Source organism: Citrobacter freundii ATCC 8090 = MTCC 1658 = NBRC 12681, assembly GCF_011064845.1.
Classification (GTDB): Bacteria; Pseudomonadota; Gammaproteobacteria; order Enterobacterales; family Enterobacteriaceae; genus Citrobacter; species Citrobacter freundii.
In genome coordinates, this window is the sequence record NZ_CP049015.1 from 1,468,692 (window position 1) to 1,483,720 (window position 15,029).

Consider the following 15,029-nt stretch of genomic DNA (forward strand, 5'->3'; position numbering starts at 1 on the left):
CTCACATTGTCAATTCTTGAAACAATAAACCGTATAAAACATTCACTTAATTAGCCTGATCATTATTTTCATCAAAGAAAGCGAGGGCGTTATCTTTATTATATTAACCTGCATTGTTTTTTCATTTGTTGTGTGAATAAATGGTTGGTTAATTCATGGGTGAAATATATGAAACCCTGACGATCTTTGAATCGACAGGGTTATTGTTACGTGATTTTTTTATCTCTCACGATAGTTGCACGCTGAAAGCGGCTTATTCAGCTTTAGATACAAATGCCTCGGCGCTAACAGAGCAGGAGTGGTTGGAAGCGGAGTACGACTTCAATGCGCTGTTTGTCGGACCGCAGAAGCTAAAGGCCGCTCCGTTTGCCTCAGTTTATCTTGAAGAAGATACCCTTGTAATGGGTAAATCAACCCTTAGCATTCGGGAATTCATGGCAAATATAGGGTTATCTATAAGTGTCGTGAATAATATTCCTGATGATCATATTTCCTGTGTATTGGAATTGGCGGTTTTATTATCAGCTAATGCCAGAGCATCGTCAGAATACCAGGTGACCCTTAATCGATATGCATCTGAGTATGTCGCGGTGTGGGTGCCCGAGTATATAGAAAAAATAAATATAAATGCACAAACCGCCACGTTGAAAAACGTAGCTGGAAGATTGTCTTCTTGGCTTGATGAATTAAAAACGAGAGTATCAATATGAGTAATGAACCGGGAGTTCTGAACAGACGTTCATTTTTGAAAGGGTTGATTGCCCTTGGCACGGTCGCAGCCCTGCCAGGGGGATTGCTGACTTCACGCTGTGCATTGGCGCAACCGCCCATTCCATTTAACCCCAAAACCTACAAAATCTATCGTAACGCCTGTCCGCGTAACTGCTATGACACTTGTAGCCTGAAAACCTGGGTGAAGGATGACGTCATCACCTTTGTGGAGGGTGCGCCTGAGTCAACGTTTACGCATGGAACTCCGTGTGTGAAGGGACTGAGCTACCCGCGTCGGGTATACAGCCCGGATCGCATTAAATATCCGATGGTTCAGGATGTTCGCGGCAGTGGGAACTGGCGTCGTATTTCCTGGGACGAAGCAATGCAGCGCATTGCGACCAAGATGCTGGAGATCAAAAAGAAAGACGGTTCAATGCTGGGTCTGGCGATGACCAAATATTCCGGCAAATTTGGGGTATTGAACTATGCGGTTGAAGGGATGATGTCTTCGCTGGGTTACACCACGCGTTTTGCCGGAACACCTTGCTGGCCAGCCGGTATCGATGCCCAGAACTACGATATGGGTGATATGTGGTGTAACGACCCAGAAGATTTTGTGAAAGCAAAATACATCATTATCTGGGGCGCTAACCCGGCCTGGTGCTCTATGCACACCATGAAGTATATCTACCAGGCGCGGGAGAAAGGGGCGAAAGTGGTCGTTATCGATCCGCTGTTAACGCAGACCGCTGCGAAAGCCGATCTCTATTTACGCGTTCGTCCTGGTTCTGATGGTGCGCTGGCGCTGGGTATGGCACGTCATTTGGTGGATAAAGGTCTGGTGGACCAGGATTTCGTCAACAACTATTCCCATGGTTACCCGGAATTCGAAGCCTATCTGCGCAACAGCGTTACCGTAGAGTGGGCGTCTGAGATTTGCGGGCTGTCGGCGGATGTTATTCGCCAGTTGGCGGAAGAATTTACCGCGGTTAACCCTGCTACCGTGTGGATTGGCTACGGCATGCAGCGTCATGTTAACGGCGGCGCTAACGTACGGGCGATCGATGCCTTTGTGGCAATGACCGGCAATATTGGCATTGAAGGCGGCGGCGCTCGCTACGGTCATCTGCATACCTGGGGCTTTAACTACAACGCCATGCTGCAGAAGCCACCGGTAGGCTCCATCGGTATGCCAGGTGCGGCGGGAACTACCAGCGAGTTTGGTTCTGCGGGGGAAGTCGCACAGTATTCCGATCGCTCATTGAATATCAACCAGACCGCCAAGGGAATTCTGGAAGCCAACGAGCCGCCTGTCCGAATGCTTTGGGTTGCCTGTAAGAACCCGTTTGCTCAGGATTTTGATCGCAGCAAGATGGAAAAAGCATTCGAAAAACTGGAAATGGTGGTCTGTGCCGATCAGTTCTTTAACGAGACCGTCCAGCATGCCGATATCGTTTTGCCTGTCACCACGGCCTTTGAAGAGTGGAACGTAGACGCCTCATATTGGCACTACTGGCTCTCAATCAACCAGCCTGCAATTAAGCCAATGTACGAGGCAAAATGCGATCTGGAAATCGCCGTTTTACTTTCCCGCACAATCAACAAGCTGGAGCCGGGTTCTTGCACATTCCCGCAGGAGTTCAATCATAAGCGTTGGCTGGACCAGGAATTCAATGACGGAATGGCCAAAATGTTTGGCATTTCCTCCTGGGATGACTTACTGGATGGCCCGAAAAAAGCCATTTTGCCGAGTTCTGCGGCCTGGTATGACCGCAAATTTAAAACCCCCTCAGGAAAGTTTGAGTTCAGATCTGAGCTGTGTGAGAAAAATGGTCATACGGCGCTGCCGGAATACAAACCGGAGGCGAAAAGCACGCTGCCATTCCACTTGTTTACACCGCATGTGCAGTTCGGTATCCATTCCCAATTTATCAACCTTGACTGGATGCAGGTCTTCTATCCGGAGCCGTTTGTCTATATGCATCCGATTTCCGCAGAAAAAAGAGGCATTGCCGAAAACGACCTGGTGAAAGTGTTTAACACCGTAGGTGAAGTAGAACTGCGTGCGAAGGTGACCGCTAACGTTCCGGAAGATTTCCTGGTGATGTACGAGGCGTGGTTCCCGAAACGGAAATACAACGTTCAAAACGTGGTGGCGGATACCCCAGCCGATATGGGGTTGATGAAAACCGGTGCGCCAGGTGCGGCTATCCACAGTCAGTTTGCGGACATCATTTTGATCAGTAAAGGAGCAGCGGCATGAGACGCGCGTTTTTAGTTAATAGCGATAAATGCATCGGCTGCCGTGGCTGTGCAATGGCGTGTAAGAGTTTTAACCAGTTGGAACCTGAACGTTTCTGGCGCTATGTCTACCCGCTGGATAAAGAAATTTATCCGCATGAAGAGCGGGCGTTCTATTCGCTGGCCTGTAACCACTGCGAAAACCCGGCCTGTCTGGCGGCGTGTCCGGTAGAGGCGTACACCAAGCGTGAAGATGGTGTCGTGGTGCATAACCCGGAGCGCTGTATTGGATGCAAAAACTGTATCCGCAACTGCCCATACGGTGCGCCGCGTTTTAATGAGGAGACGAAGAAAGCGGAAAAATGCAGCATGTGCTACGAGCGCCTTGATGTTGGTATGCAACCGGCTTGCGTGAATGCCTGTCCGGTAGGTGCGCTGACGCTTATCGATCTGGATGCCGATCCTATACCTGACAATGCCGTACAGTATCCGCCGGGATTCCCGCGTATGCCGCAGCTTAATCCTGGCACGCGTTTTATCCTTGCGCGTCAGCCGAAGCAGCCGGAGGGCAAGTAATGGAAAAGTATGAACTTCCGCTGGTTATTTTTACCGTATTGAGCCAGATGTCGGTTGGGATCACGCTCATTCTGACGCTACGCACGCTGCAAGGAAAACTGGAAAGCAAACGCCTGTACTGGCTGGTAAGTGGGCTGGTTCTGGCGGTGGCGTCCGTTGCAGCGATCCTGCACCTTGCACATCCGGATCGCGCCTACGATGCCCTGATTAACCTGCAGCACGCCTGGCTGAGCCGTGAAATTCTTGGCGCAACCTTATACGGTGCGGCGGTCGGGGTGACGTTTTTGGCAAAAGGGCACAAAGTGCCAGCTGTTCTGGCCTCTGTTCTCGGTATCGCGCTGGTGGCGGTGCAGGGGATGACCTATGCTGCCCCGGCAATGGTGGCGATAGCCAACGGTCTGACAATGCTGTTGTTCTTTATCACGGTGTGGGTGATGGGGTGTGCGGCGATTCCACTGCTTAACCTTGCACCTGCCGTTGCCGCATTGCGCCAGGGGATTGTTGTGTGTATGGCGGTCATGATCGCCGCGCCCATTATCTGGCTAAGCGGCGGCACTATCATGCAGATGACGGCGCATGCCTGGCTGACGTCGCCGCTTTATCTGGCGAGTCTGCTGTGTCTGGCGGTGGCCTTTGTGCTAAGCCGTCAGGGAGAGCGTCGCGCAAAAGCGATTTTTGTCCTGCTGTTTGTTGGCATATTCCTGAGTCGTCTGACGTTCTTTGGCGATACGATCAGCACCATCGTGAATATCGGTCATTTGTATTGATCGTGAGGTAATAAAAACCCCTGTCAGGCGTTAACCTGGCAGGGGTTTTCTTTAGCGAATCAGTGGCTGTTAACGAACAACCAGCACTGGCAAAGTCGCGTGGCGGACAACGCTGGAAGCGTTTGAGCCGAGCAGATGGGTGCTGATTGATGGGTTACGCGACCCAATGACAACGACATCTGCATTCAACTCTTCACCCAACTCGTTGACCACGTCACGGACGCTGCCAAAGCGGACGTGTTGCTTAATACGGGAAGGATCGATGCTGAAGTGACCGACCATCGTTTGCAGACGGGTTTCCGCTTCGTGTTGCAGATGCTCTTCAAAACGACGAACGTCAGCGGCAAAGCGGTGCAGGCTTAAGCTCGCTGAGCCTGGCAGCACATGCAGCAGATGGATAACCCCTTTATCCTGGGCCAGAAATTCTGCATGGCGAATAGCCTTGTCGCTCAGTTCCATTTCGAATACATCAACAGGCATTATGATTGTGTTGTACATAAACATTCTCCTTGTCATTACATGAACACATAACAGCATAGTATTAAAAATGATTCTGTCAGTCACGACACAGATTTATGTTTTGCGAACATGAAAGAAAGCGAGGAGCAGGGAGATCTAACCGGAAAGAGGATGCGGATGCATCCCCTGTAAGATAAAGCGAGTGGCTTTGATAAGACAGAGTTAGCGCAGGTAGTCGCCTGCAGCTTCAGGCTGGTACTCAAGCTCAATAACTTCGAGGTGCGTTGAGGTCCCGCCTGGCAGTTCCCAGTGAATGGTATCACCAACGCGCAGCCCCAAAAGTGCAGCGCCGACAGGTGCCATTACCGAAAGCTGTGTGCTGCTGTCAGTCATAGTGGCCGGATACACCAGGGTACGCACACGGACTTCGCCATCACTCAGATTGCGGAATTTCACGCGGCTGTTCATGGTCACGACATCGTGCGGCATGGTTTCTGGAGAACACATTTGGGCACGATCCAGCTCGGCGTTAAGGGCGTCGGCAATCGGTAAACCAGCAAACGCAGGTTGCTCCAACAGGCGGTCAATGCGTTCCGCATCGAGGTCGTTAATGATGATAGTTGGTCTGGACATTTATTACTCCATGTCGTCGATACTGCGGGTGCGCAGGTAAATAATCCCAAAAGAAAACCCTCACCGTCAGGCGGCAAGGGTTTAGCTTTTATGATGATACTGAGACTTACCCCATGTTTGAAGTGATTTAGTTCACATTCAGGCAAATCATCAATATTGTCGCGTATGGTGTGATTTTAGCCGAAAAACGTGATCGTTCTCCAATTTGCATTATGCTTTTTAAGCGCTCGCTGCGGGCGCGTCAAACAACTCAGTGTTCCGCGACAGGAGATCTCATGAGCCAGTACGACAAACTTACCTTGAAAGACGGCAGCTATTTGCATTTTAAAGACTGGGGAAGTGGACAGCCCATTGTCTTCAGTCATGGTTGGCCGCTGACGGCAGATGCGTTTGAGGATCAGATGTTGTTCCTCGGGTCGAAAGGATTTCGTGTGATCGCCCATGACAGGCGTGGACATGGGCGTTCGGCCCAACCCTGGGATGGTCACAATATGGATCAGTATGCTGACGATCTGGCTGAACTTACCGCGCATCTCAATCTTAAAGATGCCGTCCATGTCGGACACTCTACCGGCGGTGGGGAAGTGGCTCGTTATATTGGCCGGCATGGGACGCAGCGGGTGGCAAAAGCGGTGTTAATTGGCGCGGTGACGCCCATCATGATCAAGACTGACTTTAATCCAAATGGCGTGCCGAAAGAGGTATTCGATGGCATCCGTGAGGGGGTTGTGAACGATCGCGCCGCCTTTTTCTATGAATTAACCGCTGCATTCTATGGCTACAACCGTCCTGGCGCAAAAGAGTCGAAAGCCGTCAGGGAAAGTTTTGTTGAACAGGGTTTACAAGGTTCCATCAAAGCGTTGTACGACTGTATCCACGCGTTTTCGGAAACAGATCTGCGTGAGGACCTCAAAAAGATGACCATCCCGACGCTGGTGATCCACGGTGATGACGATCAGATTGTCCCGTTTGAAACCTGCGGAAAGGTCGCGGCGGAAATACTACCTGATTCGCAGTTGAAGGTATATGTCGGCGGCTCGCATGGCATTTGCACCACCCATAAACAACAGATCAACGGTGACCTGCTCAACTTTATTCAGTCGTAATCGTTGGCAGATTGTTCTACGCTGATCTTCTTTTTCCAGGGGGATGAGCGAAGCATAATTTGTGCTGCGCTGACGTTAACTTCAACAGGGAACGCTATGTATTTCTATCAACCGTCACAGGGACACGGCTTACCGCATGACCCGCTAAATGCCATCATTGGACCGCGCCCGATTGGCTGGATTGCGTCGTGTGACGGCAATGGTCGGCACAATCTGGCACCATACAGTTTCTTTAACTGTTTTAACTATCATCCGCCGATTATCGGTTTCGCTAGCAGCGGCTGGAAAGACAGCGTGCAGAATATTATCGAAACCGGTGAATTTGTCTGGAACCTGACGACTCTTGAGCTGGCCACTGCGATGAACGAAACGTCAGCCAGCTTGCCGCACGGTGAGGACGAGTTTTTTGCCGCCGGGCTTAGTAAAGCAGATAGCCGGATAGTCAACGTGCCGCGCGTGGCGCAAAGCCCGGTCAATTTTGAGTGTCGCTTATCGCAAAGCCTGCAACTGACTACCGCTGATGGCTCACCGGTTGATACCTGGCTGGTATTGGGGGAAGTGGTGGGCATCCACATTGATGAAACACTCCTGGAAGACGGCATCTATCAGACGGCGAAAGCGAAGCCGGTACTGCGTGCAGGTGGGCCAACGGCGTATTATTCGATCAGTGAAACACACCGTTTTGATTTAGTTCGCCCGGATGCACGAGCAAAACGCTGAGCTTACGGACCGACGCCAGCTTGCAGCGTCGGTCGCAAGTTTCAATATCCCACTTTGTCGATAATAAACTGTTTACCGCAGCTACCCGGATGCGGTTGCGGTAAGAATGACTGTGCAGATAACGTCTGGTTGATGTTGTCGGCTTTCAGGGATAACTGGATCTCAGTGAGATACGCCGGATTGCCGTGGCAGCTTAGCTTCACAGCTTTGACGTTCTCTTTGCCCCAGCTTTTGGCAACTGCGGCGTCAAATGCGTTACGGCTGACAGTTTTGCCGTAGTTTTCCGCCAGGAATTTGCCCACCTCGCTGTTCTTAACCTCATTATTCAGCCGTACCATCGTGCCAAAGTACGCGTCGGGATCAAAACCGAAACACGCGCCATGTTTGGCATACTCGTAACGTTCCAGACAGGATCTCCCTCCAGCGCCGGGCATTACGGCGCTGAGTTTTGCTGCGCTTTCCAGCGACAGCCCGGTTTCGGGGGCCGCGCATTTACGGCTGGCACGTGCTTCAGGCAGGTTGGGAATAGGGCGAGTCGCGCAGCCAAAACGCATCCAGCGGCGGTTGTCGACTCCACGGGCGGCAATGGATTTAGGCAGGCTGGGCCATAAACCGTGAACGGTCAGGAAATCCGCTTTGTCTGCGCTCTCTTTTTGTAAACGACATTCGTCAGGCTCCTGACGATTACGCTCGTGTTGGCTCTGACAAAATCCGGTTTGCCAGGAGAGGGCTAGCACGTAGCTGTCAAAATCAGCGTACTGTTTTGCCTGAAGTTCATCGGCCTGAGCTGCAGAAACCGGCAGCAGGAGTGCTGCCAGCAACGAAGAATAACGCCATGTTGATGTCATGATGATTTCGGATACTTATATAAATTCTGAATATCATCTATTTAATCATAAAAAATGCCAGTCAGGTTTAGCTGACTGGCATCATTTTCATCAGGTGTGAACCGAAATGATTAGCTCCACATTGCCAGAATCGGCCAGCCGACCAGCAGAAGCATAGAGATGTAGATAACGCCGAAGATAGCACCCAGACGCCAGTAGTCTTTGGACTTCACATAACCACATCCGTAGATGATAACGCCAGGGCCTGTTGCATATGGAGTCAGACAGCCCATGATACCGATGGACAGTACCAGCAGGATACACAGATGTTCCATCGGCACGCCCGGGATACCTTTACCGACAGCCAGAATAACCGGCAGCATGGTGGCAGTGTGTGCAGAAAGGCTGGCAAACAGGTAGTGAGCAAAGTAGAACACCAGCACCAGAACGATCACGGTCGCGTTAGGCGAGAAGCCTTCCAGGTGCGTGCTCATGGTGTTGGCGAACCAGTCGATGAAGCCTGAACGGGTTAAACCATTCGCCATAACGACCAGCGTGGCGAGGTTAACCAGGGTGTTCCATGCGCTGTTATAGCGGGTAATGTCTTTCCACGGTACCACATGCAGCGCCAGCATCAGGGAGACAGCAAGCAAACCCACTGCGGTTGCATCAATCAGTTTACCACCGAAGACCCACAGGCCCAGGCTGAGCAGAACCAGACCGATCAGCGTTATCTCTTTACGGGTCAGTTTACCCATGCCTTTCAGTTCATCACCGGCCCATGCGGCAACTTCAGCACTGTGAGTGACTTCTGGTTTGTACAGAACGTATGACAACCACGGAGCAACGATCAGCAAAATAATACCGACCGGCAGGAAGCTGAGGAACCATTGCAGCCAGCTGATTTGAATACCGGCAATTTTGTTGACGAATTCCAGACCCAGTACGTTTGGCGCAGCGCCGGTCACGAACATAGAGGAGCTCAGGCTGGTACTGATTACCATCATCCACATCAGGTATCCGCCGATACGGCGCGCGGAAGGATCGTTCGGGAATGATTTAAACAGCGGCGGCAGGTTTTTGATAACCGGGAATACGGTACCACCGGTACGCGCGGTGTTAGACGGTGTAAACGGCGCCAGCAGAATGTCGATGATAACAATCGCATAGCCCAGCGTCAGGGTGCGTTTACCCATGAATTTCACCAGGAACAGCGCGATACGACGACCCAGACCGGTGACTTCATAACCCAGTGCGAAGATAAATGCACCAAACACCAACCACACGGTGGTGCTGGAGAAGCCCGCCAGACCCCATTTCAACGCTTGCTTACCCGCTTTAAATGCCGGGTCGGCCAGTTCTGAAGCATCAAACAGCAGATAGTTGCTGCCGATAACGCAGATCGTTACGGCGATAAAGCTGATCGCTGTTGCCGGAATTGGCTCGAGGATCATACCGACGATCATCGCCACAAACACGGCAAAGTAGTGCCAGGCCTGTGGAGGCATTCCATCAGGGACGGGGATAAGAAACATGACGCCCATTACGACCAATGGGGCCAGTAACTTCCATATTTTATCTTTTGCTAAAGACATGTGTGTGATTCTCCGGAAAGGATCTTTAATTGTGATAATGATGAACTTGTGAAATCTGAGCTAAGAACCAGGTGACGATCAGCAGATCGGCGCAGCCTCCGGGACTGAGGTTGCGTTCAATGCACTGTTGGTCGAACTGGTGTAGGTATTCGAGATCGGCAGGGGTACGAATCCCCCCTTGCTGCATCAGGGCAGTGGCCTGCTGCTGTAGCCAACGCAGACCTTCTGCGCCGCCACGTGAAGCCACGTTGGTGTCGCCGTTGATAGACATCAGCAGCAATAAAGTGTCGAGTAACGCCAGTTCAGGGTCGCGGCCCTGAGTCAGCAGTGCGCGGTAGTGCGGCAGGGCATGCTGGATGACTAGCGGGTATCCAGCTTCGGCTTCGCCCCGTGCGCCGGTTAATCCCAGTTGCTGATAAAGACGTTGGCCTGCCGTGAGTTGTTGATTGTTCTGGCGCAGTTCGCGCTCGGTCAGACCACGGCAAAATGTTGCTGCCGTAGAGCAAATGGTTTCAGCGGTAACAGTTAGTTGGAGCTGGTGCAGGCGGCCAATGGCGGCGCACAGCAGGCCCAGAGAAAATATGCTGCCTTTGTGGGTATTCACCCCAGCGGTGGCGCGAAACATATCAGCTTCGCAGGCCATGCCCAGCGGGCGCAGTCCTTTCAATACATCCTCAGGCGACAGCTGTGCGCTAAACGCCCCATATTCAATAAAACGTGGCAGCCAGGCCTGAATAGCCTCGGCGCTGCGATGAAAATCTTCCAGCGCCATATCTTTATGCGCGCCGTTGTTAATACGATCTACCAGACCGGGTTTGGGTGACAGGTTGACTTCAGTCAGCATGGCGCGCCACGCGAGCGTTGCGTAAGCATCAGGCAGATCCAGAGGAAGGACTGCATTATTGGTTGATGTTGCGGGAATCGGCATCATGCAGCAGTGCCTCCATCTGAGTGAGTAAGTCGGAAAGTGCGTGGGTTTTACCCCGCGCACAGTCGGCAGCACTTTGCTCGCACAGCAGACAGCGGCGGGCAGGGAGTGCGAAATGACGCCGGGACAGAATTTCCCCTTCAGGGGTCAGGACATCGATGTCCCATAGCCGTCCCAGCGGGTGTGAATGCTCAAGTTCAATCGTGGCGAGCTTGAGGTCGTGGGCCGGAGCCTCAATAGACAAAAGACCTTCTGGACCGCTGGCAGAAACCAGCGCTGTTTGCTCCCTGACAATCCAGGCTGATTGTTCCGCCAGCGCGAGCAAGGCGGTTACGCCGTGATTAAAGATGCGACGGGTTAATGCGCTGTCTTTAATCGGACCCGGTGCAACCACGGTGAACGAGACCAGCGGCGCAGAGTGACGTGTCAGCCAGTCCTGTTGTCTTGCTTGTCTCTCATCGCGGCTGGCGAGCAGCTCGGGAATCGAAACCGCGTGTTGGGTGGCGAGTTCAGGGAGCAGGTGCATGGCTTATTCCTTCACCTGATGCACAACGTCAATCACTGAACCGTCGCGATAACGCACAACGGCAATCACGCGGTCAGTGAATTCGATAGCGCGTGGCTGACCGGTGAGTTGCTGTGCACGTTCGCGCAGCCATCCAATGGACACCACTTTCATACCGGCTTCTTTCAGTCGTTCTGCCAGTTCCGGACGTGCAGGGTTGACGGCGATACCGTGGTCAGTGACCAGAATGTCAACGCTGGAGCCAGGGGTTACGCAGGTCAGCACGTTATCAACCAGCGTCGGGATGCGTCCGCGAACCAGCGGTGCGACGATGATGGAAAGCGCTGCGGCCACAGCCGTATCGCAGTGTCCGCCGGATGCGCCTCGCAGTACGCCGTCAGAACCGGTCAGTACGTTCACATTGAAGTTGGTGTCTACTTCTAATGCGCTCAGTACCACCACATCCAGACGGTCAACGGATGCGCCTTTTGAACCCCAGTTGGCATACTGGTTTGCACTGATTTCAATGTGGTTTGGGTTGCGGGCCAAGGACTCAGCCGCGTTACGGTCGAAGCTCTGCACGTCCAGCAGTTTGCGAATCAGGCCTTTTTCATGCAGATCCACGATGGTGGCGGTGATGCCGCCCAGCGCGAAGTCAGCACGGATATCGCGGCTGCGCATTTTGTCTTCCAGGAAACGCGTCACGGCCAGAGAAGCGCCGCCGGTGCCTGTCTGCAGTGAGAAGCCTTCATTGAAGTAGCCGGAGTTAGCAATGACCTCTGCCGCGCTACGGGCGATTAACAGTTCTCGCGGGTTAGTGGTCATGCGGGTCGCATCAGCACCGATTTTGTCCGCATCGCCGACCTGATCGATCTGCACTATCAGATCTACCTGATCCTGTGTAATGCTGGCCGGGTTATGTGGATAGGTCAGCAGTTGTTCAGTCAGCAGGACAACCTGTTTCGCGTTTTCGGCGTCTACGCGGGCATAGCCCAGTGAGCCGCAGCATGCTTTACCGGTATAACCGTTGGCGTTACCAAACTGGTCGCAGGACGGTACGCCGAGGAACGCCACATCAATGCTGAGTTCGCCGCTTTGTACCAAGTGTACACGTCCACCGTGGGAGTGAATCTGTACCGGTTCGGCCAGCAGGCCACGGGAGATCTCTTCCGCCAGCGGGCCACGCAACCCGGAGGTATAAATACGGCTGACCACGCCCTGACGGATGTGCTCAACCAGCGGAGCATGGCAATCGCTCAGAGAGCTGGAGGCCAGCGTCAGGTTTTTGAAACCCATACTGGCGATGGCATCCATCACCAGATTAATGGTCAGATCGCCACCGCGAAAAGCGTGGTGGAAAGAGATGGTCATGCCATCCTGTAAACCTGAACGACGAATGGCGTCTTCCAGGTTAGCGCACAGCTTTTTGTCGCGCGGTTTTTGCGCCTGTAGTTCTACTTTTGCGGTGCTCTGATAAGCGGAAAGCTCACTTTCTGCATGACGGCTCCAGGTCGCCACGCGATCCTGGCGTTGAGACTGTTCGATTTTCTGCGTCATTTTTTTGCCTTATTCTTCGCGAATGCCGGAAAGTTCTGCACGGGAGATAACCAGAAGGGCGCGCTCGATAACCGGGCTGTCGACCATTTTGCCGTTCAGGGAAACCACTCCACGACCTTCGCGGGCAGCGGCTTCAGCGGCTTCTACGACCAAACGGGCGTGAGCCAGCTCTTTGCGCGTCGGGGCGTACAGGTTATGCAGGAGTTCGATCTGGCGCGGGTTGATGAGCGACTTGCCGTCAAAACCCAACTGCTTGATGTGTGCGGCTTCGTGCAGGAAACCTGCTTCGTTGTTGGCATCGGAATACACGGTGTCGAACGCCTGAATACCGGCAGAACGTGCAGCCTGCAAAATAGAGCAGCGGGCAAACAGCAGTTCAGTACCCTCCGGCGAGCGTTCAGTGCGCAGGTTACGCACATAATCTTCCGCCCCCAGAGCAATACCGATCAGGCGCTCGGAAGCGTGGGCAATTTCTACCGCACGGGTAATGCCTAACGGCGACTCAATGGCGGCTAACAGGCCGGTGCTGCCGGGTTCACGGCCACAGGCGTTCTCGATGCGCAGAATTTCACTTTCGATGTCGATGACATCCTGCGCGGTATCGGTCTTCGGTAAACGTACGATGTCAGCACCGCCGCGTACCACTGCTTCAAGGTCGTTGATGCCCCATTCGGAGTCGAGGGCGTTTACACGCACGATGGTTTCAACGTCGTGATACAGCGGATGCTGCAGCGCGTGGTACACCATGCGGCGAGCGGTATCTTTTTCACGCAACGCGACGGAGTCTTCCAGGTCGAACATCAGTGCATCTGCCGGGTAGATGAACGAGTTGCTGACCATGGCGGCATTGGCACCCGGTACGAACAACATGCTGCGGCGAGTACGGGTTTTACGTTGTTGCAAAGATGCGGAAATCACTGGCAATCCTCCCATGGCAGTGCCGGAATACCGCCAGCGCGGGCCAGTAGTGCTTCCAGTCGCGCACGTAAAATGCAGTCCAGTGCGCCTTTATCATCAACATTTAATTGCACGCCGCGTACGTTGTAGCGGGACAGAACGTCCAGGATGGTGGTCCGGATGGCATCACCGAACTGTTTTTCGACGCTACTGTTAACCTGCAGGTCAATATCCTGCGAATCGAGTGGGGCGATGCGAATCATCACATCACCGGACTCGAGTGTGCCTGCGACGGCTGCCTGGTTTATTTTCATTTTTCACCTGTTGCTAATGCGGGGGTATTTTGGCGGACTGCCGCACCCGATGAGGCTCGTTCAACCATGCTTTGCAGATAGTGCAGCGTGGCGTCAGGGACCAGGGATGCGATAGCCGTGAGATCTTTTTTAACCAGCAGCTTGCGCACCCAGGAGGCGGAAATCGGCATCTCCTGGAAGCACAGCCGCTCAATTTCCACCAGTTCAATTGGTGGGGCGGGAAGCGTTGGGGTCTCCAGCCAGTAGCGCATATCGTTGTTGTACTGGGAGGTGACGGTGCAATACGGCTCGGTACCGACGAAACGATGTGTAACGCCGAGAGCCGGTGCCAGGTACTGGCGGAAGATTTTCAGGTCTATTTCGGTGTAGCAGTGGTTAATAACGCTCTGCTCTTTGATGAAGTAGCACGGGAACGTGGCGCGGGAAATGATGTATTCCGAACCGCGATGCACGGTTAAACGTGGAATATCTTTTGTCCCTTTAAGCACCAGATCCAACCGGTCTTCATACGGAAACCGTGAGGTATCCTCTTTGACCAAAAACAGATGCAGCCAGTCACATTGTGCGGCCGCCTGTTGGATCAGAAAACGATGTCCGTTGGTGAAGGGGTTGGCGTTCATGACGATACAACCAATTTTTTTCCCTTCACGACGCTGTTTTGCCAGAGATTCAGCGTAACGTTTCAGACGCGTGGTGCTGTTTTCCATCAGCACCATAATGCCGGGAACGCTGGTCAGCGTAGAAAAGCCACACTGTTTAAACAGCGATTCGTACTCGGTTTTGGTATAGATGAAGAGGTGCGTACAGTGGCGCTCATAGGCGAGGTTGATTAACTCGGTCGCTAGCGTCAACGCTAAGCCTTCGCCCCGTACGGATTCGCAGATGGCGACACACTTAATAATATTCCCAGCGATACCGCCGCAGGCAATCAGGCGGTCGTCACGGGTGACGGTGATAAATACTTCGACGGTGGTGTCAACGCTCAAATCATTCTCTTTCAGAAATTGCGTGATAGCCGCCATCTTTTTATTTTCTGAGCGTTTAACTTGCGTGAATATATTATTACCGAACATAGTGAATAGAGCCCCGATGCTATATTTGTTACTGGGTTTCTGTTTTTGTTGCTCTGCTTAGCAACCTGATAACGTTTTGTTTGCAATTGAAGGGAATGGTTTTTTATTACGGAGTAT

General features: G+C 52.7%; 16 protein-coding genes. 6 read left to right on the top strand and 10 right to left on the bottom strand.

Annotated elements, in window-relative coordinates; genetic code table 11:
* The first annotated feature begins 155 nt into the window (after nt 1–155).
* From G4551_RS06975 to G4551_RS06990, 4 genes are read left to right on the top strand one after another with little or no spacing between them, the layout of a single operon-like run.
* A complete protein-coding gene (locus G4551_RS06975) occupies nt 156–710 on the top strand; it encodes a TorD/DmsD family molecular chaperone (protein WP_003835617.1) in 555 nt (184 codons plus the stop codon).
* Complete coding sequence (locus G4551_RS06980) at nt 707–2,977, top strand: molybdopterin-dependent oxidoreductase (protein WP_003835615.1); 2,271 nt, start codon at nt 707–709, stop codon at nt 2,975–2,977. Before G4551_RS06975 ends, G4551_RS06980 begins: the two co-directional genes overlap by 4 nt.
* Nucleotides 2,974–3,531, top strand: coding sequence for a 4Fe-4S dicluster domain-containing protein (locus tag G4551_RS06985; RefSeq protein WP_003022094.1), 558 nt, complete (start codon nt 2,974–2,976; stop codon nt 3,529–3,531). The genes G4551_RS06980 and G4551_RS06985 overlap by 4 nt, the downstream gene beginning before the upstream one ends.
* Nucleotides 3,531–4,298, top strand: a complete 768-nt coding sequence (locus G4551_RS06990; protein WP_003835612.1) for a dimethyl sulfoxide reductase anchor subunit family protein — start codon at nt 3,531–3,533, stop codon at nt 4,296–4,298. The genes G4551_RS06985 and G4551_RS06990 overlap by 1 nt, the downstream gene beginning before the upstream one ends.
* A 69-nt stretch (nt 4,299–4,367) precedes the next feature.
* Here the strand turns inward: G4551_RS06990 and uspG are convergent, their stop codons facing one another.
* Together uspG and rnk are read right to left on the bottom strand one after the other, a co-directional pair.
* Complete coding sequence (gene uspG, locus G4551_RS06995) at nt 4,368–4,796, bottom strand: universal stress protein UspG (RefSeq protein ID WP_003022101.1); 429 nt, start codon at nt 4,794–4,796, stop codon at nt 4,368–4,370.
* 183 nt (nt 4,797–4,979) lie between these two features.
* The gene (gene rnk / locus G4551_RS07000; protein WP_003022104.1) at nt 4,980–5,390 is read right to left on the bottom strand and encodes a nucleoside diphosphate kinase regulator; all 411 of its coding nucleotides are present in this window, start codon (nt 5,388–5,390) and stop codon (nt 4,980–4,982) included.
* A 275-nt stretch (nt 5,391–5,665) separates the two neighbouring features.
* Between rnk and G4551_RS07005 the strand changes: the two genes are divergently transcribed.
* On the top strand, nt 5,666–6,496 hold the full coding sequence (locus G4551_RS07005) for an alpha/beta fold hydrolase (protein ID WP_003022107.1): 831 nt from the start codon (nt 5,666–5,668) through the stop codon (nt 6,494–6,496).
* 96 nt (nt 6,497–6,592) lie between these two features.
* Nucleotides 6,593–7,216 (top strand): flavin reductase family protein, encoded by a 624-nt coding sequence (locus G4551_RS07010; protein WP_003835608.1) that lies wholly within the window; start codon nt 6,593–6,595, stop codon nt 7,214–7,216.
* A 41-nt stretch (nt 7,217–7,257) separates the two neighbouring features.
* On the opposite strand, the gene rna is transcribed toward G4551_RS07010, so the two are convergent.
* From rna to citC, 8 genes are all read right to left on the bottom strand, one after another.
* Nucleotides 7,258–8,064 carry a ribonuclease I gene (gene rna / locus G4551_RS07015; protein WP_003835606.1) on the bottom strand — a complete coding sequence of 269 codons (807 nt, stop codon included), beginning with the start codon at nt 8,062–8,064 and terminating at the stop codon, nt 7,258–7,260.
* Between the two features lie 110 nt (nt 8,065–8,174).
* Entirely contained in the window at nt 8,175–9,638 is a 1,464-nt protein-coding gene (gene citT / locus G4551_RS07020) for a citrate/succinate antiporter CitT (RefSeq protein WP_003022114.1), read from the bottom strand.
* A gap of 25 nt (nt 9,639–9,663) precedes the next feature.
* Nucleotides 9,664–10,569 carry a triphosphoribosyl-dephospho-CoA synthase CitG gene (gene citG / locus G4551_RS07025; protein ID WP_003835603.1) on the bottom strand — a complete coding sequence of 302 codons (906 nt, stop codon included), beginning with the start codon at nt 10,567–10,569 and terminating at the stop codon, nt 9,664–9,666.
* Nucleotides 10,538–11,092, bottom strand: coding sequence for a citrate lyase holo-[acyl-carrier protein] synthase (gene citX / locus G4551_RS07030; RefSeq protein WP_003835601.1), 555 nt, complete (start codon nt 11,090–11,092; stop codon nt 10,538–10,540). The genes citG and citX overlap by 32 nt, the downstream gene beginning before the upstream one ends.
* 3 nt (nt 11,093–11,095) lie before the next feature.
* A complete protein-coding gene (gene citF, locus G4551_RS07035) occupies nt 11,096–12,628 on the bottom strand; it encodes a citrate lyase subunit alpha (RefSeq protein WP_003835599.1) in 1,533 nt (510 codons plus the stop codon).
* 9 nt (nt 12,629–12,637) lie between these two features.
* Entirely contained in the window at nt 12,638–13,546 is a 909-nt protein-coding gene (locus G4551_RS07040; protein ID WP_003022123.1) for an aldolase/citrate lyase family protein, read from the bottom strand.
* The gene (gene citD / locus G4551_RS07045; protein ID WP_003022125.1) at nt 13,543–13,839 is read right to left on the bottom strand and encodes a citrate lyase acyl carrier protein; all 297 of its coding nucleotides are present in this window, start codon (nt 13,837–13,839) and stop codon (nt 13,543–13,545) included. Before citD ends, G4551_RS07040 begins: the two co-directional genes overlap by 4 nt.
* A complete protein-coding gene (gene citC / locus G4551_RS07050) occupies nt 13,836–14,912 on the bottom strand; it encodes a [citrate (pro-3S)-lyase] ligase (protein ID WP_003022129.1) in 1,077 nt (358 codons plus the stop codon). Before citC ends, citD begins: the two co-directional genes overlap by 4 nt.
* Nucleotides 14,913–15,029 lie beyond the last annotated feature (117 nt).

Coding starts and splice junctions, on each gene's coding strand:
- citX (WP_003835601.1), bottom strand. CDS start 11,092: ATGCACCTGCTCCCTGAACTCGCCACCCAACACGCGGTTTCGATTCCC.
- citD (WP_003022125.1), bottom strand. CDS start 13,839: ATGAAAATAAACCAGGCAGCCGTCGCAGGCACACTCGAGTCCGGTGAT.
- G4551_RS06990 (WP_003835612.1), top strand. CDS start 3,531: ATGGAAAAGTATGAACTTCCGCTGGTTATTTTTACCGTATTGAGCCAG.
- rnk (WP_003022104.1), bottom strand. CDS start 5,390: ATGTCCAGACCAACTATCATCATTAACGACCTCGATGCGGAACGCATT.
- G4551_RS06985 (WP_003022094.1), top strand. CDS start 2,974: ATGAGACGCGCGTTTTTAGTTAATAGCGATAAATGCATCGGCTGCCGT.
- G4551_RS06975 (WP_003835617.1), top strand. CDS start 156: ATGGGTGAAATATATGAAACCCTGACGATCTTTGAATCGACAGGGTTA.
- citF (WP_003835599.1), bottom strand. CDS start 12,628: ATGACGCAGAAAATCGAACAGTCTCAACGCCAGGATCGCGTGGCGACC.
- rna (WP_003835606.1), bottom strand. CDS start 8,064: ATGACATCAACATGGCGTTATTCTTCGTTGCTGGCAGCACTCCTGCTG.
- uspG (WP_003022101.1), bottom strand. CDS start 4,796: ATGTACAACACAATCATAATGCCTGTTGATGTATTCGAAATGGAACTG.
- citG (WP_003835603.1), bottom strand. CDS start 10,569: ATGATGCCGATTCCCGCAACATCAACCAATAATGCAGTCCTTCCTCTG.
- citT (WP_003022114.1), bottom strand. CDS start 9,638: ATGTCTTTAGCAAAAGATAAAATATGGAAGTTACTGGCCCCATTGGTC.
- G4551_RS07005 (WP_003022107.1), top strand. CDS start 5,666: ATGAGCCAGTACGACAAACTTACCTTGAAAGACGGCAGCTATTTGCAT.
- G4551_RS06980 (WP_003835615.1), top strand. CDS start 707: ATGAGTAATGAACCGGGAGTTCTGAACAGACGTTCATTTTTGAAAGGG.
- citC (WP_003022129.1), bottom strand. CDS start 14,912: ATGTTCGGTAATAATATATTCACGCAAGTTAAACGCTCAGAAAATAAA.
- G4551_RS07010 (WP_003835608.1), top strand. CDS start 6,593: ATGTATTTCTATCAACCGTCACAGGGACACGGCTTACCGCATGACCCG.